The sequence below is a fragment of the Salimicrobium salexigens genome, from assembly GCF_900156705.1.
Taxonomy (GTDB): Bacteria; Bacillota; Bacilli; order Bacillales; family Halobacillaceae; genus Salimicrobium; species Salimicrobium album.
Window position 1 is genome coordinate 103,025 of record NZ_FTOK01000006.1, and the last position, 25,978, is coordinate 129,002.

General features: G+C 49.2%; 23 protein-coding genes, 1 pseudogene and 1 riboswitch. Of the genes and pseudogenes, 18 read left to right on the forward strand and 6 right to left on the reverse strand.

The window, feature by feature from the left end; all coding sequences use genetic code 11:
- Positions 1-62 precede the first annotated feature (62 nt).
- Positions 63-1,712 carry an alpha-glucosidase gene (locus tag BW931_RS08665; RefSeq protein WP_076571606.1) on the reverse strand — a complete coding sequence of 550 codons (1,650 nt, stop codon included), beginning with the start codon at positions 1,710-1,712 and terminating at the stop codon, positions 63-65.
- 220 nt (positions 1,713-1,932) lie between these two features.
- A riboswitch (FMN riboswitch) is annotated at positions 1,933-2,073 on the forward strand.
- 171 nt (positions 2,074-2,244) lie between these two features.
- Between BW931_RS08665 and ribD the strand changes: the two genes are divergently transcribed.
- The 12 genes and pseudogenes from ribD to BW931_RS08725 all read left to right on the forward strand — a co-directional run bounded on the left by ribD (position 2,245) and on the right by BW931_RS08725 (position 13,737).
- Positions 2,245-3,339, forward strand: coding sequence for a bifunctional diaminohydroxyphosphoribosylaminopyrimidine deaminase/5-amino-6-(5-phosphoribosylamino)uracil reductase RibD (gene ribD, locus BW931_RS08670; RefSeq protein ID WP_076571608.1), 1,095 nt, complete (start codon positions 2,245-2,247; stop codon positions 3,337-3,339).
- A gap of 1 nt (position 3,340) precedes the next feature.
- Positions 3,341-3,982: a riboflavin synthase gene (ribE, locus tag BW931_RS08675; RefSeq protein WP_076571610.1), complete on the forward strand. Its 642-nt coding sequence runs from the start codon at positions 3,341-3,343 to the stop codon at positions 3,980-3,982.
- A gap of 16 nt (positions 3,983-3,998) precedes the next feature.
- Entirely contained in the window at positions 3,999-5,192 is a 1,194-nt protein-coding gene (locus tag BW931_RS08680) for a bifunctional 3,4-dihydroxy-2-butanone-4-phosphate synthase/GTP cyclohydrolase II (RefSeq protein ID WP_076571612.1), read from the forward strand.
- A 15-nt stretch (positions 5,193-5,207) separates the two neighbouring features.
- Positions 5,208-5,672 carry a 6,7-dimethyl-8-ribityllumazine synthase gene (gene ribH / locus BW931_RS08685; protein WP_040609268.1) on the forward strand — a complete coding sequence of 155 codons (465 nt, stop codon included), beginning with the start codon at positions 5,208-5,210 and terminating at the stop codon, positions 5,670-5,672.
- Position 5,673: 1 nt separating this feature from the next.
- Positions 5,674-7,092, forward strand: a complete 1,419-nt coding sequence (locus BW931_RS08690; RefSeq protein WP_076571614.1) for a cryptochrome/photolyase family protein — start codon at positions 5,674-5,676, stop codon at positions 7,090-7,092.
- Between the two features lie 341 nt (positions 7,093-7,433).
- Positions 7,434-8,813 (forward strand): annotated as a pseudogene (nagE, locus tag BW931_RS08695) (N-acetylglucosamine-specific PTS transporter subunit IIBC); the annotation flags it as partial.
- Positions 8,814-8,837: 24 nt separating this feature from the next.
- Positions 8,838-9,995, forward strand: a complete 1,158-nt coding sequence (gene nagA / locus BW931_RS08700) for an N-acetylglucosamine-6-phosphate deacetylase (RefSeq protein ID WP_076571618.1) — start codon at positions 8,838-8,840, stop codon at positions 9,993-9,995.
- 2 nt (positions 9,996-9,997) lie between these two features.
- Positions 9,998-10,735: a glucosamine-6-phosphate deaminase gene (nagB, locus tag BW931_RS08705; protein WP_076571620.1), complete on the forward strand. Its 738-nt coding sequence runs from the start codon at positions 9,998-10,000 to the stop codon at positions 10,733-10,735.
- The gene (locus BW931_RS08710) at positions 10,725-11,453 is read left to right on the forward strand and encodes a GntR family transcriptional regulator (RefSeq protein WP_076571622.1); all 729 of its coding nucleotides are present in this window, start codon (positions 10,725-10,727) and stop codon (positions 11,451-11,453) included. The genes nagB and BW931_RS08710 overlap by 11 nt, the downstream gene beginning before the upstream one ends.
- 130 nt (positions 11,454-11,583) lie before the next feature.
- Positions 11,584-11,844 (forward strand): hypothetical protein, encoded by a 261-nt coding sequence (locus tag BW931_RS08715; RefSeq protein WP_234972613.1) that lies wholly within the window; start codon positions 11,584-11,586, stop codon positions 11,842-11,844.
- A 98-nt stretch (positions 11,845-11,942) separates the two neighbouring features.
- Entirely contained in the window at positions 11,943-12,482 is a 540-nt protein-coding gene (locus BW931_RS08720) for a YpjP family protein (protein ID WP_076571625.1), read from the forward strand.
- Positions 12,483-12,492: 10 nt separating this feature from the next.
- Complete coding sequence (locus BW931_RS08725; protein WP_076571627.1) at positions 12,493-13,737, forward strand: aminopeptidase; 1,245 nt, start codon at positions 12,493-12,495, stop codon at positions 13,735-13,737.
- Between the two features lie 86 nt (positions 13,738-13,823).
- On the opposite strand, the gene BW931_RS08730 is transcribed toward BW931_RS08725, so the two are convergent.
- Positions 13,824-14,813 carry an acyltransferase family protein gene (locus BW931_RS08730; protein WP_076571629.1) on the reverse strand — a complete coding sequence of 330 codons (990 nt, stop codon included), beginning with the start codon at positions 14,811-14,813 and terminating at the stop codon, positions 13,824-13,826.
- 183 nt (positions 14,814-14,996) lie between these two features.
- Positions 14,997-16,346 (reverse strand): YjiH family protein, encoded by a 1,350-nt coding sequence (locus tag BW931_RS08735; protein ID WP_076571631.1) that lies wholly within the window; start codon positions 16,344-16,346, stop codon positions 14,997-14,999.
- A gap of 76 nt (positions 16,347-16,422) precedes the next feature.
- Between BW931_RS08735 and BW931_RS08740 the strand changes: the two genes are divergently transcribed.
- The gene (locus BW931_RS08740; RefSeq protein WP_084193893.1) at positions 16,423-17,130 is read left to right on the forward strand and encodes a DUF1722 domain-containing protein; all 708 of its coding nucleotides are present in this window, start codon (positions 16,423-16,425) and stop codon (positions 17,128-17,130) included.
- Here BW931_RS08740 and BW931_RS08745 read toward each other — a convergent pair.
- From BW931_RS08745 to BW931_RS08755, 3 genes are all read right to left on the reverse strand, one after another.
- Positions 17,109-17,981 carry a fructosamine kinase family protein gene (locus BW931_RS08745; protein ID WP_076571635.1) on the reverse strand — a complete coding sequence of 291 codons (873 nt, stop codon included), beginning with the start codon at positions 17,979-17,981 and terminating at the stop codon, positions 17,109-17,111. The genes BW931_RS08740 and BW931_RS08745 overlap by 22 nt on opposite strands.
- Positions 17,982-18,005: 24 nt before the next feature.
- Complete coding sequence (locus BW931_RS08750; protein ID WP_076571637.1) at positions 18,006-18,896, reverse strand: GNAT family N-acetyltransferase; 891 nt, start codon at positions 18,894-18,896, stop codon at positions 18,006-18,008.
- Positions 18,897-19,150: 254 nt separating this feature from the next.
- Complete coding sequence (locus BW931_RS08755) at positions 19,151-21,301, reverse strand: immune inhibitor A domain-containing protein (RefSeq protein WP_076571639.1); 2,151 nt, start codon at positions 21,299-21,301, stop codon at positions 19,151-19,153.
- A 315-nt stretch (positions 21,302-21,616) separates the two neighbouring features.
- Between BW931_RS08755 and BW931_RS08760 the strand changes: the two genes are divergently transcribed.
- From BW931_RS08760 to BW931_RS08780, 5 genes are all read left to right on the forward strand, one after another.
- Positions 21,617-23,224, forward strand: coding sequence for an ABC1 kinase family protein (locus BW931_RS08760; protein ID WP_234972609.1), 1,608 nt, complete (start codon positions 21,617-21,619; stop codon positions 23,222-23,224).
- A gap of 13 nt (positions 23,225-23,237) precedes the next feature.
- On the forward strand, positions 23,238-23,558 hold the full coding sequence (locus BW931_RS08765) for a phasin family protein (protein ID WP_076571643.1): 321 nt from the start codon (positions 23,238-23,240) through the stop codon (positions 23,556-23,558).
- 176 nt (positions 23,559-23,734) lie between these two features.
- Positions 23,735-25,069 carry a sodium-dependent transporter gene (locus BW931_RS08770; RefSeq protein ID WP_076571645.1) on the forward strand — a complete coding sequence of 445 codons (1,335 nt, stop codon included), beginning with the start codon at positions 23,735-23,737 and terminating at the stop codon, positions 25,067-25,069.
- A 203-nt stretch (positions 25,070-25,272) separates the two neighbouring features.
- Positions 25,273-25,578 carry a YwdI family protein gene (locus BW931_RS08775; RefSeq protein ID WP_008591528.1) on the forward strand — a complete coding sequence of 102 codons (306 nt, stop codon included), beginning with the start codon at positions 25,273-25,275 and terminating at the stop codon, positions 25,576-25,578.
- Between the two features lie 15 nt (positions 25,579-25,593).
- Positions 25,594-25,962 (forward strand): DUF423 domain-containing protein, encoded by a 369-nt coding sequence (locus BW931_RS08780; protein WP_008591531.1) that lies wholly within the window; start codon positions 25,594-25,596, stop codon positions 25,960-25,962.
- Positions 25,963-25,978 lie beyond the last annotated feature (16 nt).

Genomic DNA, 25,978 nt, shown 5'->3' on the forward strand with positions numbered 1-25,978 from the left:
AGAAGGCCTCTACGAAACCGCTCAGGATTCGTGGAGGCCTTTCTTACTCGCGGAAATATTAGTCACCATTCTCTTTTATATACCCGTGCTTCAAAAGGACGGATAATGGATTCATCAGAGAGATAACGGTAATTATGCAGAAGGAGATCTTCTCCTCTTACACCTGCTTCCGGCGGAAGGGAGGAACAGGTGTCGGAGAGGTTTGCGATAATCACTGCCTGGTGATCACCGAGCGTTCTCGTATAAGCGTAAAGAGCGGGATCGGTTTCCTCCAGCAGATCATATCTTCCGTATGTGAATAAATCATACGACTTTTTCAGCCGGATCAGCTGTCGATAGTAGTTCAGAATCGATGTTGCGTCCTCCTGCTGATCTTCCACGTTCACCTGCTTATAATCCGGGTTGATTTTTATCCAGGGGCGGCCTGAAGTGAATCCGGCATTGCGGCTGTTCTCCCACTGCATCGGCGTCCGGCTGTTGTCCCGGGAAGTTTCCCTGAGGTTTTGAAGTATCTCCTCTTCTTTCCATCCCTGTGCCTTTTTGGCAGTATAGAAGTTCTTCGCCGCCACATCGTCATAGTCGTCGATGGAAGTGAATCCGGCGTTTGTCATACCGATTTCCTGTCCCTGATAAATGAAGGGAGTACCCTGCATCAGGAAATACATGGTGGCAAGCGACGTGGCACTTTCTTTCCAAAACTCCCCGTCGTCTCCCCACGTGGACACAGCACGTGCTTTGTCGTGATTTTCGATGAACAGAGCGTTCCAGCCGTCTCCTTCGAGTCCTTTCTGCCATTTCGTAAGGACGTGTTTCAACGCCGGCACATCAAGCCCCGTACCGCCTTCCTGGTCCCAGAGATCAAGATGTTCAAACTGGAAAATCATGTCCATTTTCCCCTCATCCCCGACCCAGAGATGTGCTTCATCCGCGCTCACTCCGTTGGCTTCCCCGACAGAAACCGCGTCGTACTTTCCGTATGTTTCTTCTTTGAATTCCTGAAGGAACTCGTGGATGCCCTCCTGATTCATGTGCATATCAAAGCTCGATACATACTGTTTGTGCTCGGGGTTCGGCATATCGGGAAGACCGGGACGCTTCTTGATATGACTGATTGCGTCAATGCGGAAACCGTCGATTCCTTTCTCCAGCCACCAGTTGACAGTGTCGTAAAGTTCGCGGCGCACTTCGCCGTTTTCCCAGTTCAAATCGGGCTGGCGTTCCGAGAAGATATGGAGGAAGTACTGTTCCGTCGCTTCATCATACTTCCAGGCCGACCCGTCGAATATACTTTCCCAGTTGTTCGGTGGTCCGCCGTCGCGTCCGTCTCTCCATATATACCAGTCGCGTTTGGGACTCTGTTTCGAAGATTTCGATTCAAGGAACCACGGATGTTCATCGCTCGTGTGATTCAGAACGAGGTCGATGATCAGGCGCATGTCGCGGTTATGTACTTCTTCGAGAAGCTGATCGAAGTCCTCCATCGTACCGAAGTCCTGAAGAATATCCTTATAATCCGAAATATCATAGCCGTTATCGTCAAGCGGCGATTTGTACATCGGACAGATCCAGATAAAATCAATGCCCAGGTCCTTCAAATAGTCGAGACGGCTGATCATTCCCTGCAGATCTCCGATACCGTCCCCGTCGGAGTCCTGGAAACTCCGCGGATACACCTGGTAGCCGACGGCCTCTTTCCACCATTTACGTTCCATACTCACTCACTCCTCTTCTCATTTCAAAAACTGCGATTTTATCCGGATGGATCATCACCTGCTTGCCTCACATCAAAATTGCGCAATCGTTTTCACAAACTAAGCATAGCATATCGGAAAGGGTGTGATTTTGCAACCGTTTCCTTTTTGTGAAAAGGCTGTGAAGCAAAAGGATTGCAGATTTTCCTCTCATCCTATATAGTAAGAAGTAATTCAATACAGTATCTTTCGGGGTCAGGTGAAATTCCTAGCCGGCGGTAATGGAGTAACGTCCTCAGCCCGCGACGGGGAAGAGCGTATTCCCCCTGATTTGGTGAAATTCCAAAGCCGACAGTTAAAGTCTGGATGGGAGAAAGATTATTCTAATCCTGGTACACGTGTACCTTTTTTTAAGTATCTTTATGCCCTGAAGGACAATTGTTCTTCAGGGTATTTTTTATGAAAAAAAAGACCATTCAGACAGCGCGCTTACTGCGTCCGAACCGACAATAAGCCTGTCTCCCGGAAAGAGAAGAAGTTCGGAGGAAAGCACATGAACAGAGACCGTTACTATATGGAACTTGCTGTGGAGATGGCACAGAAAACGATGGGCCAGACGGACCCAAATCCGGCCGTCGCTGCAGTAGTAGTTAAAAATAACCAGATCGTCGGCACCGGGGTTCACGTCAAAGCAGGGGAGCCTCATGCCGAAGTCCACGCGCTGAATATGGCCGGGACCCACGCCGAAGATGCAGAAATATACGTCACTCTTGAACCGTGCAGCCATTACGGCAGAACGCCGCCCTGCGCCGATGCGATTGTAGCTGCAGGGGTTAAGCGGGCTGTGATCGCCTCGTTCGATCCGAATCCTGAGGTGGCCGGAAAAGGCATGAAAAAAATGAAGGACGGCGGTGTGGAAGTCGTCACGGACGTCTGCCGCGAAGAAGCGGATGCCATTAATCGGCCTTTTTTCCACTATATTTCGAAGGGGAAACCGTACGTGCGGCTGAAGTCGGCGATGAGCCTGGACGGTAAAATTGCGACGTCCACCGGAGAAAGCCAGTGGATTACCGGGGAGAGTGCACGGAAAGACGGACACTGGTACCGGCACCGCTCGGGAGCTATTCTCGTAGGGATAAATACGGTGCTTACGGATGATCCTATGCTGACGGCAAGACTTGAGGAAGGCGGAAGCCACCCGGTGCGTATCGTTCTCGACAACCATCTGCGGATGCCGAGGAACGCGAAACTTATGCAGGACGACACTTCACCGGTGTGGATCGTGGCCGGTAAAACGGTGACTAATAAGCAGTTGAAAGAATTCCCGGCCCCGTCACACGTGGAAATTCTGCGTCAGTCCGAAGAAACTGTGGACATTGATGTTTTTCTGAAGGAGCTTGCGGAGAGAAAGATCTCCTCTTTGCTCGTAGAAGGCGGAGGAACAGTGGCTGACAGTTTTGTCCGCTCCAGAAACGTCGACGAAGTCATTACCTATATCGCCCCGAAACTGATAGGCGGAAAAAAAGCGCTGACACCCGTTTCAGGGGCAGGTATTGAGCATTTGCATGACGCAATGAGTTTCTCCGTAGTTCATCAGGACCGTTTAGGGGAAGACATTAAAATCGTTTCAAGGAAAGAAGGCGAATGAGATGTTTACAGGAATCGTAGAAGAAATCGGAACCATCAGTTCGATTGAGCAGAAAGAGGAAGCGATGGATGTGAGTATCAAAGCTTCCGTCATTTTACAAGACGTGGAAGAAGGGGACAGCATTTCTATTAACGGCGTCTGTTTAACAGTCACGGCATTCACGGAAACGACGGCGTCTTTTGACGTAATGCCGGAGACATTCCGGGCCACGAACTTCAAAGACCTCGCCGAAGGAAGCAACGTGAATCTTGAACGGGCTCTTGCAGCGGGAGGACGATTCGGCGGCCACATCGTTTCCGGACATATTGACGGCACCGGAAAGATAACCGGGAAAACGCCGGAAGCAAATGCGGTATATTATGAAATTGAACTTCCGGAAGACCTGATACAGTATTTTATTCATAAAGGATCGATTGCTGTAGACGGTACAAGCCTGACCGTGTTCGGAGTGAAGGGGAATACGATTCTCGTCTCCCTCATCCCGCACACTATGGAACACACCGTTCTCGGGAACAAAGAACCGGGAGATGAGGTTAACGTGGAGTGTGATATGATCGGTAAATATATTGCTCATTTCATGAAGAACAAAAATAGCGGAGAAGAAATCAGCTCCGATTTTCTTAAAGAAAACGGCTACGTTTAGAGGACAGGGGGATATTATGTTTGATACTATCGAATACGCAATCGAACGCCTGAAACAGGGGAAGATGGTAATAGTATGTGATGATGAGGACAGAGAGAATGAGGGGGATCTCGTCGGGGTGGCGGAATACGCAACTTCCGAAATGATCAATTTTATGATCACCCACGGGCGCGGCCTCGTATGTGCTCCTGTTTCCGGAGAAATAGCGGAGAGTCTCGAGCTGATGCCGATGGTCGGGGAAAACACCGATCCGAACAAAACGGCCTTCACCGTAAGTATCGACCACCGCGATACGACGACCGGTATTTCCGCAGAGGAACGGGCCCTCACGATTCGGGAAATGTTGAGACCACAGGCAACGGCCTCTGATTTCAACCGGCCGGGACATATTTTTCCGCTCGTCGGTAAAAAAGGGGGAGTTCTCCGTCGTGCCGGTCACACGGAAGCGTCCATTGACCTGGCAGAACTGGCAGGTGCGAAGTCCGCCGGTGTCATTTGTGAAATCATCAAGGATGACGGGACGATGGCGAGAGTGCCGGATCTCAAGAAGATGTCCGAGGAATTCGACATACCTATGATTACGATCGCAGATCTGATCCAGTATCGGTACAACCATGAAGAACACGTCAAACGGGAAGTGGAAATCAAGCTCCCGACTGAATACGGAGATTTCAGGGCGATCGGCTTTACGAACGATATCGACTACAAGGATCATATTGCTCTTGTGAAGGGAGAAATCAACCCGGAGGAACCGGTGCTCGTACGGGTCCACTCGGAGTGCCTGACCGGGGACGTGTTCGGCTCCTGGCGCTGTGACTGTGGGCCGCAGCTTCACAACGCTCTGAGACAGATCGAAGAAAATGGCAGCGGGGTGCTCGTCTACATGCGTCAGGAAGGACGCGGAATCGGGCTCATGAACAAATTGTATGCCTATAAACTCCAGGAAGAAGGCTACGACACGGTGGAAGCCAATGAGAAACTCGGATTTGCTCCGGATTTGCGCGATTACGGGGTGGGAGCACAAATTCTAAAGGACCTCGGGATTACGAAGCTCAACCTTTTGACGAACAATCCGAAAAAAATCTCCGGGCTCGGCGGCTACGGTCTCGAAGTTACCGACCGCATACCGATTGAAATGCCTTCCCGGGAAGAGAACGCGCGCTACATGGAAACGAAACGTTCGAAAATGGGACACTTATTTCATTTATAAAGGGGAGTATCAAGCATGGTGAACAGACTTGAAGGTAATCTGGTAGGAACAGACCTTAAAATAGGTATCGTGACGGGACGATTCAACGAATTTATCACAGAACGGCTTTACGAAGGCGCTGTCGGAGCTTTGAAACAGCACGGCGTGGATGAAGCGAATATTGATGCGGCGTGGGTGCCGGGAGCTTTTGAAGTCCCGCTTGCGGCAGATCGCATGGCATCATCCGGGAAGTATGACGCTGTCATCACTCTCGGTGCAGTCATCCGGGGGTCGACCCCTCACTTCGACTACGTGTGCGGGGAAGCGGCGAAAGGGGTATCCCAGGCTTCCGTGAAGAACAGTCTGCCGGTCATTTTCGGTGTCATCACGACCGACACGATCGAACAGGCGATCGAACGTGCAGGAACGAAAGCCGGAAACAAAGGATCAGAGGCTGCTGTAGCTGCTGTCGAGATGGCCAATCTGATGAAACAGCTGTAATATGAGTACTTCTGTCGTATGGATTCGCAACGACCTTCGTCTGAACGATAATATTGCTCTGGCGGAAGCGGTGAAAAACCTCGGGGAAGAGGATGAGTTACTGCTTCTCTTCCATATCCATCCCGAGCTTATCCGGGAATTTGACCTGCAGGAGGACTATTTTTTTCAGACCGTCCGAAAGTTCCATGAATCATCGGGACCCCTCCATTTCATCTTCGGGGAGGAAGAGGAGGCATTCCGATCCTTTTTCGATACGGTGACGGATGCTGAGGACATTTATTTCAACAAAGCAGAAACCGGATTCGGCAAAGAACGGGATGAACGGGTGCTGCCTGTTTTCGAAGAGCGGGGGGTACGTACGCATACGTATATCGACTACCCTCTCCACGGAGCGGAGGAAGTGACGAAGAAAGACGGCGGGCTTTATCAGGTGTTCTCCCCTTATTTCAAGCAGTGGCAGAAGCTTGACAAACCCCCGGTGGTGAAATTGGATACGGATAAAATGAAGCAGCATCTGACAGACCGCTCCGGGGATTTTACAGACGGAGAGGAAAAGTACCGGGAACTTACGAAAGCCCCGCTCCGGAAGTGGGAGGAGGTCGGTGAGGAAGCAGCTGAGCAGCGCCTCACCCGGTTTCTGGATGAACCGATCTATTATTACGACGAAGACCGGGACATCCCCTCAAAAGACGGAACCAGCCTGATGAGCCGCTACTTGCGCACGGGAGCAATTTCCCCGCGCACGGTATATCACAGAGTTCTGCAGGAAACGGACGGCCGGAAGCGTCAGGACGGAGTGGAGAGCTTTGTCCGGGAACTGGCTTTCCGCGACTTTTACCACATGGTGTATTACAACCATCCGGAGGCGGATGATAAGGAACTTACAGAAAAATTCCGCGGAATCCCATGGAACGAGGACGAGGAAATCTTTGAACGGTGGAAAGAAGCGCGGACCGGGTTCCCGTTTATTGATGCTGCCATGGCACAGATGAACGAAAGCGGCTGGATGCATAACCGCGCGAGAATGGCGGTCGCCTCTTTTCTGACGAAAGATCTTCTTATCGATTGGAGAAAAGGGGAGAGGTACTTCAACCGGAAATTGGCCGATTATGAAGCGGCTTCGAACATCGGCGGCTGGCAATGGGCAGCCTCGACAGGAACGGATGCGGTCCCTTATTTCCGTGTCTTCAACCCCGTCCGTCAGTCCGAACGGTTCGATAAGCATGGGGACTATATAAAAGAATGGCTTCCGGAGCTTCGGAATGTGCCGGAGAAGTACATCCACGAACCTCATAAAATGTCGGAAGATGAGCAGAAGGAAGCAGGATGTACCATCGGGGAAGATTACCCGGAGCCGATGGTGGATCACAAGCGGATGCGTGAGAGAGCGATAGAAATCTATAAGCAGAAGAAGGACTGACGGAGGTCAGTCTTTTTTTGTGTGAATCGTGGGCTGGGGACGTTTTGGAGGCCTCCTGACCTGGGGGAGGACAGATGACTGCTTTTTTCGTTACCTTCAGGCGCACTTGAAGCTTCCGAAGGTAACGTTTTCGCCTGAATCGTGACGTTCAAAGAAGAATATCCTCCGCGAAGGGAAGGAAAATGGTAGAATCGTTACCTTCAGCACCTGAACATTCCCGTAAAGGGAACGATAACCGGATTCTCTCAAATTGCAGTTCCACTAAAATTGGTATAGACAACTATATATGTGAGTGATAGAATTTATATAAAGCGTTTTCAAATAAGAGAGGAGTTTTTACCGTGTTAGCATTTTTTCAACGAATAGGGAAATCACTGATGTTTCCCATTGCCACTCTTCCGGCTGCGGCGCTGCTGTTGCGTCTCGGCATGGATGATATGCTTGATATCGACTTTATCGAAGCTGCAGGAGGCAGTATTCTTGATAACCTTCCGCTCATATTCGGGATAGGTATCGCGATGGGATTTGCGAAAGATGGAGGTGGAGGTGCAGCTCTGTCCGGGGCTATCGGGGTTCTCGTCTTACAGGCGGGAGTCGAAGCCATTAACGAAAACATATCCATGGGCGTATTCGCCGGTATCATTGCCGGCATTTCGGCCGGTATGTTGTACAACCGCTTCTACGATATTAAACTTCCGGAATATTTATCTTTCTTCGGAGGAAAGCGATTCGTACCGATTGTGACGTCTGCTGCCATGGTAGTCATGTCTTTCATCATGGGGTATTTATGGGTTTATCCGCAGTATGCTCTTGATGCTACAGCCCAGTGGATTCTTTCTTCCGGGGAAGCAGGCGTCGGTCTTTACGGATTCCTGAACCGCCTGCTGATACCGGTCGGGCTTCACCACGTCATGAATACACTGATCTGGTTCGATTTCGGAAGCTTTACGACGGCTGCAGGGGAGACAGTGAACGGGGAGATCAACCGTTTCCTTAAAGGGGACCCTGAGGCCGGGTACTTCCTTGCAGGTTTCTTCCCGATTATGATGTTCGGTCTGCCCGGTGCATGTCTTGCCATGTATGCGGCTGCCAAAAAAGAGAAGAAGGCAATTGTCGGCGGGATGCTCGGAAGTATCGCTCTTACTTCCTTCCTTACGGGTGTTACGGAACCAATCGAGTTTTCTTTCATGTTCCTCGCACCGCTTCTATATGTGGTCCATGCCGTGTTGACCGGAGTATCGATGATCGCGGCTTATATGCTTGATGTGCGGCACGGATTCGGATTTTCGGCCGGACTGATCGACTATTTACTGAACTTCAACATTGCCCAAAATCCGCTTATGCTTCTGGTGCTCGGGCTCGTCATGGGAGCTTTGTATTTCGTCGTTTTCTACTTCCTCATTACGAAACTGGACCTGAAAACACCTGGACGTGAGGATGACGATGAAGAAGATGCCGAAGAAGCGTCAAGCGGAACATCCGACTATGACGAAAAAGCGGTCGCTTATCTTCAGGCACTCGGTGGCGAAGAGAATATCGACACGCTGGAATACTGTACGACAAGACTCAGACTTACGATGGAAGACAGAGAGAAAGTGGACGACAAGAAGCTGAAACGTGAAGGGGCACGGGGTGTCATCAACATTGGTTCGAAAAACGTCCACGTAGTTGTAGGCACAAGTGTCGAGTTCCTCGCAGAAGCTATCAAAAAACAGATGAAGGACAAATAAGAGGAGGTGCACGGGATGAGTGTCGAGTATCAAAACGTGCGTATTGTACAGACGGATCGTACCATTGAAAAGGGAAGCGTACTCTTTGAAGAAGGTGAAATCCGCAATGTGAGTGACTCCCCTCTCAACCGGGGAGATACGGTCATCGACGGGGAAGGTCTTTCTCTCTTTCCCGGGTTCATCGACGTGCATATCCACGGAGCGAACGGTCACGACGTAATGGATGCCACCCCCGAAGCCCTGCAAGGTATAGCGGAGATTCTCCCGGAAGAGGGGACTACATCGTTTCTTGCTACTACGATGACCCAGTCCCCGGAAAACATAGAGCGTGCTCTTCACAACGTGGGCTCTTTTACGGGAGAAAACGTAAAGGGGGCCGAAATGCTCGGAGTACATCTGGAAGGGCCGTTCATATCCGGGAAGAAAGCCGGTGCCCAGCCCGTCGATTATATCCGTGAGCCCTCCGTCACTAAGTTCGAAACCTACCGTAAAGCAAGTAATGACACGATCAGGCTCGTGACGCTCGCCCCCGAAGAAAAGGGTGGGGAGGAGCTGATTCGTCATCTGAAAGCAAGAGGGATCATCGCTTCGATGGGTCATACAGATGCAACGTTCGATGAAGCGGAAGCCGCTGTTGAAGCGGGAGTAAGTCACGTGACGCATTTATACAACCAGATGAGCGGGCTGCATCACAGAGATCCGGGCGTGACCGGAGCGGCGTTCACGGATCCGCGTCTTATGGTGGAACTGATTGTTGATCATATCCATTCACGTAAGGAAGCTGTCGGGATTGCCTACAGACAGCTTACAGATAAGCGGACGTTGCTCATTACGGATGCAATGCGTGCCAAATGTCTGCCGGAAGGTACTTATGACCTTGGAGGTCAGGATGTAACTGTTAAAAATCAGAAGGCGATTCTTGAAGACGGGACGCTTGCCGGGAGTATACTTACTCTTTCAAAAGCGGCGTCTCTTATGAAAAAACATCTTCATCTGTCGGATCAGGAATTGCTGGCCATCACTTCCGGAAACGCAGCCGGCGAACTTGGAGTGGGACACAGGAAAGGTGGTATTGCACCCGGAAAAGATGCCGACCTCGTACTCGTTGATGATGAATTCAACGTACATGCGACATGGTGCCGGGGAGAACTGGTATATGAAAGGAAGGAATAGGAATGGAAGTTATCGTTGTGAAAAATTATGAGGAAATGAGCCGGAAAGCAGCCTCTGTTATAGAGGAAAAAGTGAATGCTGAGCCTGACTGCGTTCTCGGACTGGCTACCGGAGGAACGCCGCTCGGTACGTACGAACAGCTCATAGAGGGACACAGGTCACGCGGAATCGACTATTCCGGGGTTACGACGTTCAACCTTGATGAGTACGTGGGTCTGCCGAGAGATCACAGTCAGAGCTATCATACGTTTATGCAGGAACAACTCTTCTCGCACATCCCTTTTTTAAATACGTATATTCCGAACGGGGAAGCAGAAGATCTGGACAAAGAGTGCAGAGAGTATGAAGCACTTCTCGATAAAGAAGGTCCTGCAAACATTCAGCTGCTCGGGATAGGGAGTAACGGTCACATAGGGTTTAACGAGCCGGGAGCTTCCTTTGAAGCCGGGACGCACGTGGAAAAGCTGGATCAGGTTACGCGGGAGGCGAACGCAAGATTTTTCCCGTCTCTTGAAGCAGTACCGACGGAAGCGGTAACGATGGGCATCGCCTCTATTCTGAAAAGTGAGGAAATCCTTTTGCTGGCTTCAGGAGCAAATAAACAGGAAGCTATCCGGCGGCTGCTGAAAGGAGAGGTGGGTGAAATGTTCCCCGCTTCGGCGCTCTATAATCATAAACACGTTACACTGATTGTAGATGAAGAAGCTTACGGGAAGGGCGTGGACGCCAGTGCTGAATAAAGAATCTCCTCTGCCGATGTATTATCAGATAGAAGAGGATCTGAAGCGGAAGATCGAGTCCGGCATTTATAACTATGGAGAGGCTATTCCGTCCGAAAGAGAGCTTTCCGAAACTTATGAAGTGAGCCGTATGACCGTCAGACAGGCGATTTCAAACATGGTGCGGAATCGTATTCTTTACAGGGAGAAGGGGCGGGGCACGTTCGTAGCCGAAGAAAAATTCGAACAGCCTCTTCAGGGGGTCACAAGCTTCAGTGAGGATATGAAACGCCGCGGGCTTACGCCTCACAACGAACTGCTTATATTTGAGAAGCAGGAACCGGACGAAACGACGAAAGACATTCTTCAGCTGAAAGAGGGGGAAGTCTATTACCTGAAACGGATCCGTTATGCGGATGAGGAACCGATGGCTATCGAAGAGACTTTCATACCGGTCCATCTGTTTCCGGAACTCGATGCCGACAGACTGGAAGGTGTCTCCTTTTATGAATATATCGAAACGAAAACGGCACATTCGATTGAACGGGCCAGACAGACAATCGAGGCAGGGACAGCTGTTTTGGAAGAAGCAGAACCTCTTTCCATCGAAGAAGGAGATGCGATACTGCGGATAGAGCGTTTCGGTTATCTGAGTACCGGCGTTCCATTTGAGAGGAACACTTCCATTTATCGCAGCGATCGCTATAAATTCATCAGTGACATGCAGAGAGAAAAATAGACGCTTATTTGCTTTTTAACGGTAAAGTGTTGAAATTATGTGAGAATTTTGCGATAATTGACTCAACTTACAAATTGTCACACAATTAAATGCGGTTTTCCGTGATAGAAGGAGTGATCTCTTGAAAATTATGACCCAGGTATGGATGGATGCTAGGCATCACGTCGGAATAATGGAAAGAGAAGATGGACACCTCGGCCGGACGTATCACCCGATTGAGGTTACGGACAGGGAAAAAGGCGAATTCTCTGTAATTGGCAACAAATGGTTCACGACCTACAACGGAGCACGGGAATTTTTCCGTCATGAAACCAATCACTATACCGTTCAGGGACGAATGAAAAAGGTCGATGTCACACTGAAACTGGAGACTTTCGTACTTACAGAGTAGAAATCGGCTGACACCTCTATGCGCGGGCATAGAGGTGTTTTGCGAGGACAATGATAAGTGGGGATAGTCCGACTTTTATCGATAAAAGGATGAGAAATATGAAGATATGGCTTAGAAAACTGTTTGTCTCCCTTGTAGCTGTTATGACACTCGGACTGTACATACCGCAGGCTCCCCTGGAATCCGAAGCGTCCGATGTGGAAACGGCCAGTGAAGAGACAGCCTTTTCGGATAAGCTGTCGCAGCAGCTTACCGTGGAAGACCTGACGGACAAAGCGAAAGAACAGACGTTCATGAAACTGGGGCCGCGCATCAAGGAGAAAGTGGAAGAGGACATGGTCGAGATTATCTTTCCGGAAATTGAAGCAGTAATCGAGTCCTGTGTGGATGTCGGAGATGTACCTGTGTATGAAATCTCGGAGAGCCCGGCTGCAGGTTATGGAGAAAAAATTTTCAACCTGACAAATACCCGTTCCGGTGAAGAGCTGGCGCGCTTCCACGTCAGGCGGGATCTGCGTCCGGGGGAAGGGTACTGGTTTAATTTCCATTATCATGTGAAAGAAGACGGGTATGAAAACCACCACCCGTTGGGAGAAATATACTGGGATAAAAACACACCACCGAAGTGGATGTCGTAGGAGGATGAGCATGAGTACATTTCAGAAAAAGCTTGAGCAGTATGCAGATGTTGCATTGCAAAAAGGTATCAACATACAGGAAGGACAGGGGATTATTATCAACGCCCCGATAGAGGCTGCCGATTTTGTGCACATATTAAGCGCAAAAGCATACGGACGCGGTGCGAAAGATGTACACGTCCAGTGGGGGGATAACGTCCTCACTTATATGAAAATGAAACATGCGGCAGACGAAGTGCTTGAGAACTTCCCGCGCTGGCGGGCCGAGGGTCTTGAAGAAATGGCGAAGGACGGATATTCGGTAGTGAACGTCTACGGACCTGATCCGGACCTTTTAAAAGATGTGGACTCGGAAAGAGTAGCGAAAGCCAATAAAGCGAGTGCCGAAGCGCTCACCACCTACAGGGATTATATTATGGAAGATAAAATAACCTGGACGATCGTAGCTTTCCCTCATCCGGACTGGGCAAAGAAACTTTTTCCGAATGAGCCGGTGGCATCAGCTCAGGATAAACTGTGGGAACAGATTTTCCATATTACCCGGATTGATAAAGAAGACCCGATGAAAGCCTGGGATGAGCACAATGAGAACCTGCGTAAAGCGAGAGAGCTGCTGAATGATAAACAGTTCAAAAAGCTTCACTATAAAGCGCCCGGGACGGAACTTACGATTGAGCTTCCGAAAAATCATATTTGGGCCGGCGGCGCTGCCGAATCTGTGAAAGGCGTGAAGTTCAACCCTAACATGCCGACAGAAGAGGTGTTTACGATGCCTCATAAATACGGAGTGAACGGAACGGTACGGAGCACGATGCCGTTTAATTACGACGGGAACCTGATCGAGAACTTCTCGCTTACATTCGAAGAAGGGAAGGTCGTAGATTATAAGGCGGAATCCGGGGAAGAGTCCCTGAAATATCTTCTTGAAACGGATGAAGGAGCGAAACGTCTCGGCGAAGTTGCTCTCGTCCCTGTCGAATCACCGATTTCCGAGTCCGGTCACGTCTTCTACAACACGCTGTTCGACGAGAATGCCTCCTGTCATATTGCTCTCGGAAAAGCTTATCCGACCAACGTGCAGAAAGGTTCGGAGATGAGTGCGGATGAGCGGGATAAAAACGGAGTGAACGACAGTCTCGTGCACGAAGACTTCATGATCGGTTCGGCTGAACTGGATATTGACGGAGAAAGAGAAGACGGTACGTTTGAACCGGTGTTCCGCAACGGCAGCTGGGCCGGGGATTTCAGGAAGTAAAAACGGCACCGGAATCGAACGTGTAAGTCATTGTAAAAGCCCCCTGACAACATCTTGTTGCAGGGGACTTTTTCGTATTTATGACTTTATTGAAACGTACGGATCTTTCGTCTCCGGGGAAGTTTCGCTTCAATCAGAGGCGACGCCGCTTTCATCATGAAAGTGGAAGAGAAGAGATAGACGATTCCGAGCGATACGAAAAAGACTCCGAATACGTCCAGCCAGTGAGTATATGTGAAAAATTCTGTTTCCCGGAAAAACTGGATGACGAATCCGTGCAGTAAATACACGTAAAGCGTCCGCTGACCGAGTTTCGTGAAAGAGAAATGGCGACTCGGAACCCAGGCCAGCACGGATACTGTCATGGCAGCAGCAAGTACGTAGACTCCGAGACGGACCCAGCCTCCGGATTCAGGACTGCCGAGAGTGGCATAGGATTTGGAACCGAGCAGCCAGTCGGAACTGAATTCCGGAAAAAGAACGATCAGCGTACCTATAATCCCCATGGTCACGAGTGAACCGGCACGCACGGAAGTGCTCTGCCATATTTTCACCTGCCGGGTAGTAAGCCAGTATCCCGCAAGAAAAAACGGGAAGAACACGAAGGTGCGCGACAGACTGTACGTATGGCCGATGTCGCTGAAATATCCGATGATCAGACCGAGCTCAAGCGAAATAAGTATACCGAGAAGTGGCGGCAGCTTTTTGAACCCGATGAGCAGAATATGCCAGCAGAACAGACTGATCAGGAACCAGAGAGACCAGTGCGGATGAAAGAACCCGTTGTACCACCCCTCGTCCCCGAGAGCGTAGTAATAGCCGCTGTACACGGCCTGAAAAAGAAAATAGGGAAGCAGCAGTTTCTTCATCATTTGCAGTATATATTTTTTGTCCCTCGACCCTTTGGCAAAAAACCCTGCAAGAAGAATGAAGGCAGGCATGTGGAAGATATAGATGAATGTGTAGAGAATATATACAAAGACGGAATCATTCGTCATCGGCTGTATCGCGTGTCCGAATACAACGAGTACGATCAGAAACAGTTTCGCATTATCGAAAAAAGCATCGCGTTCCATGTGCGTCTCCCGCCTTTTCTATAAGCATTAGTGTTATTTATATCGTACTACTTACCGGGGAGTTTGTGTATAAGTAAAAAAACAATGTTAGCAGAACGTAAAAGAGCTGTAACAGGAAGATATATCTTTATTATGAAAATAAGCAGAGACGACAGCCGGTCCGACTGTCATCTCTGCTTTTATTTAAAATATCAGATGGGCGATCAGTGCAATTACCGGCAGGGTGATAATCGTCCTCTCCAGATAAATGATGAACAGATCTTTGATACCCACGGGTACTTTCGATCCGAGGAGAAGCCCTCCGACTTCCGACATGTAAATCAGTTGTGTGACGGACAGGGCGGCAATGACGAAGCGGGTCATTTCACTTTCAATGGAAGCACCGATCAGTGCCGGCAGGAACATATCCGCGAACCCGATCAGAATGGTTTCGGATGCAGCCTGGGCCGACGGAATCTGCAGCAGTTCAAGAATCGGGATGAACGGTACACCGAGCCATGAAAACAGCGGTGTGAACTCCGCCAGTACCAGAGCTACCGTGCCGAGAGCCATAACGATGGGAGCCACGCCCATCCACATATCGAGGATGTTCTGCGCTCCGTTTTTAAGGAATCCGGTGACCCCCGGGGACTGGTTCCCCTGTTTGACCGCCTGCTTATAACCGTAGGCGAAGGCGTTCTCCGATTTTGGAACATCATCGCCGTTCCCCTGAGGTTCTTCCGTAACGAACGTGTCCGGTTTTCGGGAAAGCGGAGGTATACGCGGCATAATAAGTGCTGCCACTACCCCGGCGACAACTATCGTTCCGTAAAGAGGGAGAAACATGTGGCCGAGTCCGAGTTCTTCGATGACGACGATCGTAAACGTTATCGATACGACGGAAAAGGTGGTACCGATGACGGCAGCTTCACGTTTCGTGTAGTATCCTTCCTCGTATTGCTTACTCGTGAGAAGCACACCGATCGTCCCGTCACCAAGCCAGGAAGCAAGTGAATCGATCGAGGAACGCCCCGGAAGTGTGAAGAGCGGACGCATAATTTTCGTCAGCAGCACTCCGAAGAGTTCCAGCAGCCCGTAATTCAATAGCAGGGGCAGGAACAGTCCGGCAAAGAGGAATACTGTAAACAGCACGTGAAGAAGGGAATCGAGAAGCATGCCACCGGTATTTTCCGAAATGATCGCTTCCGGGCCGATCTGGAAATACACCATCAGGGCAAAAATCATTCCGAGAACCCGAACTCCTGTCCAGAAAGGGGTGACGTCCAGCAGTGAAGTGAAGAAAGGAGAGGACTTAACGTTTTTACGCCCTCCTGCTTTTACCCAGACGGTAAGTACAGCCGTAAGAGAAATGATGAACGTCATTATTAAAGATAAATAACCTGCCAGTGCCTCTTCAAGCCATCCGGCGAAAATAGCGACAAGTATGGTGAGGGATTCACCGGAGGGGGTGGGCACCATAAACAGAATCACACCGATAAGAGAAGGTATGATGAATTTTAAATGAGCAGATAAGGGGAAAGTGTGTTTATTCATGAGAGCGCTCCTAACTGAGTATAATTATGCAATAAAATAGATTTTAATACATAAACGTCATATTGCCAAGTATTTTATGACTGCTTTTATGTTATTCGACGGCTATGACGGGGAATCCTTCTTCGTAGACAGAATCTTTCGTAAAAAGGGAGAGAGTGACGTGGACTATAAACAGAAGCCTGCTATATATATTGAAAGAGACGTGGACATCAGCAGGGAGTACTTACATCGACTGGAGGAATACGTAAATATTACCGGGAATCGCCATGCCGACGGGAGCAGCTCCGCTTCTTTTCTGATTCATGCGAGCCTTGAAGATCTCGATGACTTCTGGACGAAAATGTTTACGCTGCATCGCCTGAGAAAAGTGTTCGAGCAGGAATCAAAACGGCGGCTGTTCGATTTTCAATCGGATCATAAATATTTACTGATGGCGTACTCCCCGGGTATACAGAAACAAATGGGTCGATTATTGGCCCGGGGAAGAGAGACCCCGTTCTTTGAGCTGGCCGAAGATTATCGCCAGCTTCTCGAGAAAGCTGTGGAGACTCCTCCGACCCGGGCGAGACACGTCAATGCCTGTGAACATATTGCGGGACACGTAAAGCGGCAGTTATCCGAAGAAGAAAAAGAACTGCTTCAGAGAAAACTGAAGCAGTTCGTGGATGGTGCGATTTCTTTGGATGAAGTAAGAGCATTACTGAAAGATTTCGGTCATAAATATGAAGATGACTACGTACTATCCCAGGCTTATCTCTACCCTCACCCTTTCGTTTTTGTGTAATGAGTGAGAATCCGGTCCACCTGGCTTCCGAAGGCCTCCCCGAACATATTCAGGTGAACGAACAGATAAAACAGCTGGTATAAAGGTTTCACGTCCTGATAATAGTCGGGGAGAGGGGTGTACGCGGCATACGCCTCATAAAAATCCCGGGAATATCCTCCGAACAGTTCGGTGAAAGCGAGATCCATCAGTCTGTCTCCGTATAGCACGGAAGGGTCTATCAGGTAAGGCGTGTCTTCGGGACCTGTCATCCAGTTGCCGCCCCAGAGATCACCGTGGAGAAGGGAACTTCCGGGGTCTTCGGGGATCCACGTGTCCAGATGCTCCAGAAGCTGATGGGCACGTTTTTCTCTGTCCGGCGGAAGTTTCCCTTTTTCTCCTGCCAGTTTAATCTGTGGAAGAAGCCGTTCGCTCCGGTAATACTCCAGCCAGGACGGATACATATGATTCTCCTGCAGAATTTCCCCGATGAACGTGGGCTGATCGAAACCGTAGGCACTGTTTTCCCTGGCATGCATACGGGAAAGCCGCTCCCCGAGTCGGCTTTCGGACAGCGGGGAGGGAGTGCCGGCCGGGATATATTCCAGAACGAGCCACGCTTCCTCATCGTTTCCTCCGTGATGATAAACTCGCGGAACGTCGATCGCGCCGGTCTGCCGGAGGAGCTCAAGACCTCTCGCTTCCGTCTGGAAGAACCGGGAAGAGGCTCCTTTATTTCTTTTCGCAAAATATTCCTGCGCTGTCGTCCGTACATAAAAAGCTTCATTGATGTCTCCGCCGCTTACCGGTTTTTGCTTTATAATCGGTGTGGTGTCTCCTGTAGATTTTAAAATATCTCCAAGATAGCTCATGCGTTCCCTCCTTTTCCGCCGAGATCAGTGGACAAGTTTCGGAGGCGGCTGTGTTTCGATCGTTTTGTTGTAGGCATAAATGGTATGCCATTCATAAAAACCGAACTGTCTGTACAAATTCTCGGCTCCGCTGTTAGCTTCCCGCACGGAAATCGTAATATAGGAAAAGTTTTCCCTCCGGAATCCGAGAGAAAGGGCATAGGTGAGCAGGGCACTGCCGACGCCCTCTCCCTGTTCTTCGGAAGCTACGTTTACGAAACAGATTTCCCCTTCTTCTTCGGGGAGTATGGTTTCCAGATACAGATAACCGGCGAGATCATCGCCGTCGAAATATCCGAGCAGGTGGTGGCCGTTTTCACGGGAAAATGTGAGCATTTCATCCGTCGTATAGTAGGCCCCGGCCGGATGAATCGAATCGAGCTCTTCGCGCCGGGATTCATCCAGCGGAGCGATTGGAGCATCCTCCGGTTCCCGGGTGAAGGATTCTTTATCAAGCCGGAGCGTCTTCTCTATATTATAAAGTTCAAATTCATAGTGTTCCGCGAAGGTGAGAAGTTCCGTGTTCACATCGAAACAGGCAAGCTTCGCCGCATCAAAATACATTTCGAGCGTAAGAGAAGCCTTCTGCCATAACCTCTCGATAATCAGAGTTTCCTGTTTTGTCGCGAATGGGCCGAGAAGTCTGCACACTCTCTGTTCGAAAAAAGGGAGTATGCCGAGGAAGCCGACGATTTCTTCCCCGTCCCATGCTACAAATGCGAAGGGATCGTTCAGCTGGGTAAGCCCCCAGATCTGTTCGAATATCTCTTTCGGATCCGAGGCCAGCCAGGCGACGAAGTGTTTATCATCCCCGTTCATCCGGTGCAGCCATTCGGATACCGGACGTAAGTCTTTCACTTCCAGTTCTTTTATCATCAAGGGAAATCCCGTCCTCTCTAAGTACGTTCTCCCACTATCATGGCAAAAATCATCTCAAATGAAAAGTAGAATCAATCATCCGGGCGTCCCCGCGAAAGGAGAATAGTTTTTCGTTCCTTTCACGTGCCGTTCACTGAGAAAACAGAGTGGCGAACGTAACGAAAAAAAGCTTCGTCCGACATAAAAAATCTGCTGAACATACCGGGCTTTACGAAAAAATAAAACCGGCCCTCCGAAAGGGCCGATTCTGCTTATTTCTGTTTGTTTTTTCCGTTGTTCCCGCTGTTACCATTATTCCCATTATTGCCTTTATTCCCGTTTTCTTTGTAGGAAATTTCATATTCGAAATTCACATACTCCGTGCTGTCCTGCGGCGCAGCGTAATGAGTGGTCATGTACGTTTTGCCGGGACGGAATACCTGCTGAAGTTCGAGGGCATCCTTGTCTGTAATATTGAACGGGTCGACGTGTACGACCTGATACTTTCCGTTATTCTTCTCTTTGAAGAAAGAAACGCCGTAGTTCACGTAGTTTTCGTTCAGTTCCGCCTGGGAAGTAAAGCCTTCCGTACTCTCCCCGGTGTAAGAGACTCCTGCTTCCGGAACTTCAATGTTGTCGAGATACCAGCCTTTTTCGGTGGAACCCCAGTCCGTAAGGTAACGGAAGGAAATCAGTACTTTCTCTCCGGCATATTCAGAGAGGTCGAATGTTTCGTTTTGGAAGGAATCATTGCTTCCGGTGAAACCTGGAACGTTTTCTTTGATCTTCGGATACCCCTGATCGGTTACGTTACTCGTCGTGTTCCCGTTGGAGAGGGACGTCCACGTATCGCCGTCGTCGGTGGATACCTGAACCATTCCGAAGTCCCAGTTCTCTTCAATCTGATAGTAGTGATCAAAAGAAAGAGTGGCTTCGTTAAGTCCTGAAAGGTCCGCTTCGAAAATCATCGCGTTATCCATTTCATCGCCTTTGGTACTGTAATATACATCATTGCCTTTATTCAGCGGGTCTTCTGTCGAGGTCCATTGGAAAGGAAGGAAATCGACGCCGTTGAAATCGAACGATTCCACATTTTCTCCCGGTTCAAAATTGAATTCTTTGAAGTCGGTCCCCCAGGCAGGTACGCCTTCTTTTTCATAGTCTTCGGCTTTTTCGAAGTTCACGGTTTTTTCGCGTGTCCCATCTTCTGTCGGAAGGTCACGCAGATCCACGTTTTCAAATCCGTATTTTCCGCCTTTGAACTTGTTGTCGTCCATGACGAGTGCGGAAGTGAAGTCCTGATATACTTCCTCGAACGACTTATTGATACCGAATTCTTCATATGCTCTTCTGTAGCTGTCGATGCTGTTGATATCGCTTGTAGCTACAGAACGGATGAATTCCTGACCGAACTGTTCGTAGTTGTAAAGAGTGAACAGCTGCACGAGACCGTAGTCCGCAATCGTTTCCGGCCCCGTTTTTGCATCTACGTGTTCATCCCAGGCAGTAAGAGAGTTCTCCGGATGATCGAGCAGGAAATTGATGGAGCCGGCATCTACGCCGTAGCCGCCCAGGTACTCGGAGAACGTGGACATCCCTTCGTTCACCCAGGACGTTTCGTCGCTGTCATTATCAGCGTGGATCAGGTGCTGAAGTTCGTGGATGGTGGTCGAGAAAAAAGATTCTTCCAGACGCTCGCCCCAGTCCCGGGAATCGATCGTTACGATGTTACGGTCCGTATACTGTTCGATCGTCTGCCAGAAAAAGCCTGCGACGAAGAACGGGTAGTCCGGATCGTTATAGTTGTCGTCTTTGATATTGTTCACGAGAATGGTGATTTTCTCATCATCTTCGGTCTCGTAATAACCTTCAGGGACGACGCCGAGATCCACCAGCTGGGCATTCGTCCCGTCGAGCGGATCCTGCTTACCGAAAAATTCGGTAGCTTTCGGATAAATATTCGTATCGAATTCTTTTGTAAGTTTATCTACCTGTTCCTGATTGATTTTATGTGCGTCACGCGGGTCACCTTCCGGGAAAGAAAGATCATCCGCTACCCACACTTCCACATGCTCGCCCGAACTGCGGAGAGTGAAATCCTTGAATCCGAGATCCCGGTCAAGAAACTTTTTCGTTCCTCCATCATATGTAAATCCGGAATCTCCACTTCCGTTTTCCGAACCTTCCTGTTCATTAAAGTTAACATTTTCTGCATTTTTTCTGATCGTTTCGATAGCTTTCTCATCGAAACCTTCCTGCTCGGATTTTTGCCTAAGCATGCTGTCGATGTGCATTTTGTCCGTGTAGCGTTCCTTGTTCCAGTTCGTGTAGTCTTCGGTGGAAGATGTTTCGGCACTTACTGTCGGAGCAGCGAGTACCATTGACAGTGCCCCGGCGGTCAGCCAGGTGGATAATTTCCTCATTTCCAGACCCCCTGTATCGATTTTGATTGCAAAACCTATTATGCACATAAATGATAAAATTTTCAAAATAATTAAAATAGTAAAAAAGTACAGGTGTGACAGTTTTTGTTCTTTTGGAAGAAGTATGCTCATTATTTCATTGTAAAAAGTTAGTTCTTTAGTTGTGTCAAAAGGTAAAAAAAGTAAATAAACGAGTCTTTAAGCTCAAATTCATGTTTTTTTATGGTTGAAAGAAAGCTGGAAAGGGAAAGGGTCATTACACTTGCAAGAGGGGGGAAGGCATTGGAGTCGAAGAAGTACATAGGGATTTATAGAATGTATATAATTATCTGGATGTCCATAAAGTTTTTGTGGAAAATATTCTGGTTCCAGAAACTGAACAGAATATGGGATCAGGAAACGGAAAGAAAGTGGGAAAAACTACTGAAAGAACTGGCTACCGAATACAGGCAGCGCGCCGTTTATCTGGGAGGACTGCTTATCAAGTTCGGCCAGTTCTTAAGTTCACGCGGTGACTTACTCCCTTCTTCTTTCATACGTGAACTCGAAGGTCTGGTCGATCGTGTCCAGCCCGTACCTTTTGAGTATTCGAAAGGGATTATAGAAGAGGACTGGCAGGAGTCCATGGACAAATATATCGCCTCCATCGATGAAGACCCCATCGCTTCCGCATCAATCGGGGAAGTGTATAAAGCTTATCTTCATGATGGCACCCCTGTGGCAGTCAAAGTTCAGCGATATCGTGTAAGAGAAATTTTCCAAACGGATTTCAAGGCGATGAGAGTGGTGTTCGGGATACTCAACCGCTTTACTATTTTCGGGAAGAAAGCGGATCTGCCTTCTCTATACAAAGAAGTCGTAGCTGTGATGAGCGACGAACTCGATTTCACGATGGAGCTGGAGAACGGGAATTACTTCCGGAAAAGGTTCGAGAATCATTCCAACGTGTACATACCGGAATATTTCACCGATCTTTCCACCGGCCGTGTGCTTGTGATGGAGTGGGTGGAAGGCACGAGGGTAACGGATATTTCCTTCATCAAAAGAAATGACCTGGACCGTGAGAAACTTGCCCGGACTATATTCGACCTTTGTGTGGAACAGTTCGTCAATGCCGGAATGTTTCATGCGGACCCGCATGCGGGAAATATAATGATTAAAGAGGACGGTACCGTAGTCGTTATCGATTTCGGTATGGTCGGAAAAGTGAAAAGGGAAGACGTCGATCACATCCGCTCTATGATCGAAGGATTCATTATCGATGATTATGACAGAGTGGTGGATTCGCTCAGAGAAATGAACTTTCTTCTCGATGATGCAGATACGGAAGCGATGAAGAAGATGATGCGCCGACTGGTGTCGATGTATTTGAGCGAAGATATGAGTAAGATGGATGCAACCGTCATGAACGATATTCTGGAAGATCTTCAGGATTTCGTTAAGGACCAGCCGATACAGCTCCCGGCCGACTACGCTTTTCTCGGAAGGGCGGCGTCCATGATTTTAGGGGTGCTTACGGCTGTATATCCGCAAATGGACCTCGTATCGTGGGGCAAACCGGTGATCAACGAATGGATGACGGGCAGTCAGTCCAAATTCGGGTTTTATAAAAATATAGTAAAAGAGACGGGTCAGCCTCTCCTATCCCTGCCCCGGGCACTCGTGGAGTTTCTCGAAGACGGGGATAAGGAGCGGGAATGGCAGCAGACGAAGCAGCAGCAGACGTTGTGGCATCATTTTTATTTTTTCTATGCTGCTGTCACTTTTTTAATCGGGAGTACCATCCTGGTCGCCTCCTTCTTTCTGCCAGCGAGTTTGGAGGAGATCCCGATCTGGGTGTTATATCTAATATCAGGCGTGAGTTTTGCCGGAACTTTTCTGTTTTCATGGAAACATGCAAGTATGATCAAAAATATTTCCTAGGAGGAGTGATAAAATGATGGACAAGTGGATGAAGCGTGGATTTTATCTCGGTGTCGGAGCAGCTATAAGCGGCAAGGAAAGGTTCGAGAAGTTGGTGCAGGACATGGTCGACAAAGGGGAAATGACCCCGAAAGAAGCGAAAGCGATGATGAATGAATGGGTGGAGAAAGGTCAGAACGCCGACATGGACTTCACGAACCAGACGCGGACTATGATGAAAGACCGGCTGAAGGAAATCGGTTTTGTTACGGAAGAAGACTACTATAAACTTGAAGCCCGGGTGGAACGTCTGGAGAAACTCCATCGCGAAAATGAGAACGACAAAGAAATATGAGCTGTGCGGAGCCGTGTTCCCGGGAAAAAAGGGAGGGCGGCTTTTTTAATGTCTTATATTTAATATTCATAACTTAACATGAATAAACCGAATAGTTGGAAAAAGGGTGAACCCGTGTCGTAACCGGGGGGGATATGTGGTATGATGGTGCATATTCAATGTGGAGGAGGTTTATTATGGCTCGTGAACAGTGGGGGACGAAACTCGGGTTTATGCTTGCAGCGATGGGTTCGGCTGTAGGTCTCGGAAATATATGGCGTTTTTCATTCGTAGCCGGAAACAACGGTGGCGGAGCGTTTCTGCTTTTATATCTTGTATTTGTATTTTTAATCGGAATTCCGCTTCTGTTGGCAGAAGTCAGTATCGGGAGGAAAGCGAAAAGTGATGTGATCGGCTCGTATCAGAAGCTTGCGCCCGGGACGCCGTGGTTTCTGACCGGGTTCTTCGGGGTCTTCAGCGCTTTTCTGATTTTGAGTTTTTATGCAGTAGTCGCCGGCTGGTCGCTCTACTACCTGTTTCACTACATCACAGGTGACTTCTTTCAGGCTCCTGCAGAGGGGGGATACGAAGGGGCTTTCGGCGGGTTCATTACGCAGGAGTGGCAGCCACTTTTCTGGTCCGCTCTATTTATGACTATGACCATCGTGATCGTATTCAGCGGAGTGAAGAAGGGGATAGAAACGGCGAATAAAGTATTCATGCCGCTTCTTGCTCTGCTGCTTCTGGCCCTTGCAGGGGTCAGCCTTTCGCTGGACGGGTCCATGGAAGGACTGAGTTTTCTGTTTCGACCGGACTGGTCGGCGCTGACCCAGCCTTCGATTTACGTGCAGGCGCTCGGTCAGGCCTTTTTCTCCCTGAGTCTTGGTATGGGGGCGCTGCTTACGTACGGCAGCTACCTGTCGGACGATAAACGGCTGCCGGGGGCTGCCGTCGGAATCGGTCTGATGGACACGTTTTTCGCCGTCATTTCAGGAATCGTCATTTTTCCGGCGGTGTTCGCCTTTAATATCGATCCATCATCAGGACCGCCGCTTGTGTTTATAACGCTTCCTTCCATCTTTGAACAGATGCCGCTTGGGGGGATAGCGGGGCTGCTGTTTTTCTTCGCTCTGTCGCTGGCAGCTCTCTCTTCGGCGATTTCCATACTCGAAGTGCCGACAGCTTACTTCATGCGCCTTTTCCGCTGGAGCAGAACGAAGGCAAGCGTCATTGTCGGGGTAATCATGTTCTTTCTCGGCATCTCCGTATCCCTCGGTTTCGGAATCTGGTCCGGGATAACGCCGATCGGAGAGAGGAACATCCTCGACTCGATGGACTACATCGCCTCCAATATCCTGCTCCCGCTCGGAGGACTTTCCATGGCGCTGTTTGTCGGCTGGTACTTTACGAAGGCTACAGCACTGAAAGCCGTGGACTTCGGTGATAATGTCATCGGGAACGTCTGGTATGGCCTTGTGAAGTATCTATTACCCGTTATGATCATCATTATTTTTATAAGCAGTGTTCTGTAACCTATGAGTCCGGAGCGAAACGGATCTTCATCAAATGAACAATGATTGATTTCAGGAAGAACAACACGGATAGATCTGCGTGTTGTTCTTTTTTGCCTGTCCGGTTTTATCCCCTGTTCCCTTTGAAAATATTATCGAATTTTTGTCATAGGTAATCCCGTGGCAATCGTGATAAACTGACAGATGGAAAGGATGTGTAGCTGATGAGCATCTCCATGCAACAATTACTGCAGCGAATGAATAAGGAAATAGAGGAAGCCATGCTCAGGCACGAAGACCCGGTCCGGGTCAGGGAACATGCCCGGGCTGTCCGGCTGCTGTGTGATCTGGTGCTCGAAGAGGAAAGGCAGGAGTCCGCCGGGGCACCGGAAACTGCGAAGAAGAACGATATGCAGCCGACGGCGGAAGAAATGAGGAAGATGATGGGGGAAGACCCGCCGGAGCGGAAAAGCACAAATGATAAACTGGATCACGACGGAGCGAACGGTTCGTCTATCTTTGATTTTTGATAAGGGGGAAGAATAATGAAACTGTTTTTATTGCTGGGAGTCATTAACGGCTTTCTTGCTGTGGCACTCGGAGCGTTCGGGGCACACGGGCTGGAAGGAAAAGTGTCCGAAAAAGGACTCGGTCAGTGGGAGAAAGCGGTGAACTATCAGATGTTCCACACGATGGCGCTGTTCATAACGGCGCTGCTGCTCGGTAAGGGTGCATCCGGAATGTTCACAGGAGCCGGGTGGCTGTTTTTTGCCGGCATTCTTCTGTTTTCCGGAAGTCTTTATGTATATGCCGTAAGCGGTGTGAAAACATTTGCCATGATCACTCCGTTCGGTGGAGTCGCTTTCCTTATCGGATGGGTACTGCTCGGTATTGGAGCGATGAAAGTTCTGTAGTGAGAAAATGTTGCAA

Excerpts from the sequence above, each read along its gene's own strand:
- BW931_RS08730 (WP_076571629.1), bottom strand. The coding sequence starts at position 14,813 with ATGGAACGCGATGCTTTTTTCGATAATGCGAAACTGTTTCTGATCGTA.
- ribD (WP_076571608.1), top strand. The coding sequence starts at position 2,245 with ATGAACAGAGACCGTTACTATATGGAACTTGCTGTGGAGATGGCACAG.
- BW931_RS08760 (WP_234972609.1), top strand. The coding sequence starts at position 21,617 with ATGTATATAATTATCTGGATGTCCATAAAGTTTTTGTGGAAAATATTC.
- BW931_RS08770 (WP_076571645.1), top strand. The coding sequence starts at position 23,735 with ATGGCTCGTGAACAGTGGGGGACGAAACTCGGGTTTATGCTTGCAGCG.
- BW931_RS08750 (WP_076571637.1), bottom strand. The coding sequence starts at position 18,896 with ATGATAAAAGAACTGGAAGTGAAAGACTTACGTCCGGTATCCGAATGG.
- BW931_RS08735 (WP_076571631.1), bottom strand. The coding sequence starts at position 16,346 with ATGAATAAACACACTTTCCCCTTATCTGCTCATTTAAAATTCATCATA.
- BW931_RS08765 (WP_076571643.1), top strand. The coding sequence starts at position 23,238 with ATGATGGACAAGTGGATGAAGCGTGGATTTTATCTCGGTGTCGGAGCA.
- BW931_RS08780 (WP_008591531.1), top strand. The coding sequence starts at position 25,594 with ATGAAACTGTTTTTATTGCTGGGAGTCATTAACGGCTTTCTTGCTGTG.
- BW931_RS08755 (WP_076571639.1), bottom strand. The coding sequence starts at position 21,301 with ATGAGGAAATTATCCACCTGGCTGACCGCCGGGGCACTGTCAATGGTA.
- nagA (WP_076571618.1), top strand. The coding sequence starts at position 8,838 with ATGAGTGTCGAGTATCAAAACGTGCGTATTGTACAGACGGATCGTACC.
- BW931_RS08740 (WP_084193893.1), top strand. The coding sequence starts at position 16,423 with ATGACTGCTTTTATGTTATTCGACGGCTATGACGGGGAATCCTTCTTC.
- BW931_RS08665 (WP_076571606.1), bottom strand. The coding sequence starts at position 1,712 with ATGGAACGTAAATGGTGGAAAGAGGCCGTCGGCTACCAGGTGTATCCG.
- BW931_RS08715 (WP_234972613.1), top strand. The coding sequence starts at position 11,584 with ATGACCCAGGTATGGATGGATGCTAGGCATCACGTCGGAATAATGGAA.
- BW931_RS08680 (WP_076571612.1), top strand. The coding sequence starts at position 3,999 with ATGTTTGATACTATCGAATACGCAATCGAACGCCTGAAACAGGGGAAG.
- BW931_RS08775 (WP_008591528.1), top strand. The coding sequence starts at position 25,273 with ATGAGCATCTCCATGCAACAATTACTGCAGCGAATGAATAAGGAAATA.
- nagB (WP_076571620.1), top strand. The coding sequence starts at position 9,998 with ATGGAAGTTATCGTTGTGAAAAATTATGAGGAAATGAGCCGGAAAGCA.
- BW931_RS08725 (WP_076571627.1), top strand. The coding sequence starts at position 12,493 with ATGAGTACATTTCAGAAAAAGCTTGAGCAGTATGCAGATGTTGCATTG.
- BW931_RS08720 (WP_076571625.1), top strand. The coding sequence starts at position 11,943 with ATGAAGATATGGCTTAGAAAACTGTTTGTCTCCCTTGTAGCTGTTATG.
- ribH (WP_040609268.1), top strand. The coding sequence starts at position 5,208 with ATGGTGAACAGACTTGAAGGTAATCTGGTAGGAACAGACCTTAAAATA.
- ribE (WP_076571610.1), top strand. The coding sequence starts at position 3,341 with ATGTTTACAGGAATCGTAGAAGAAATCGGAACCATCAGTTCGATTGAG.
- BW931_RS08690 (WP_076571614.1), top strand. The coding sequence starts at position 5,674 with ATGAGTACTTCTGTCGTATGGATTCGCAACGACCTTCGTCTGAACGAT.
- BW931_RS08745 (WP_076571635.1), bottom strand. The coding sequence starts at position 17,981 with ATGAGCTATCTTGGAGATATTTTAAAATCTACAGGAGACACCACACCG.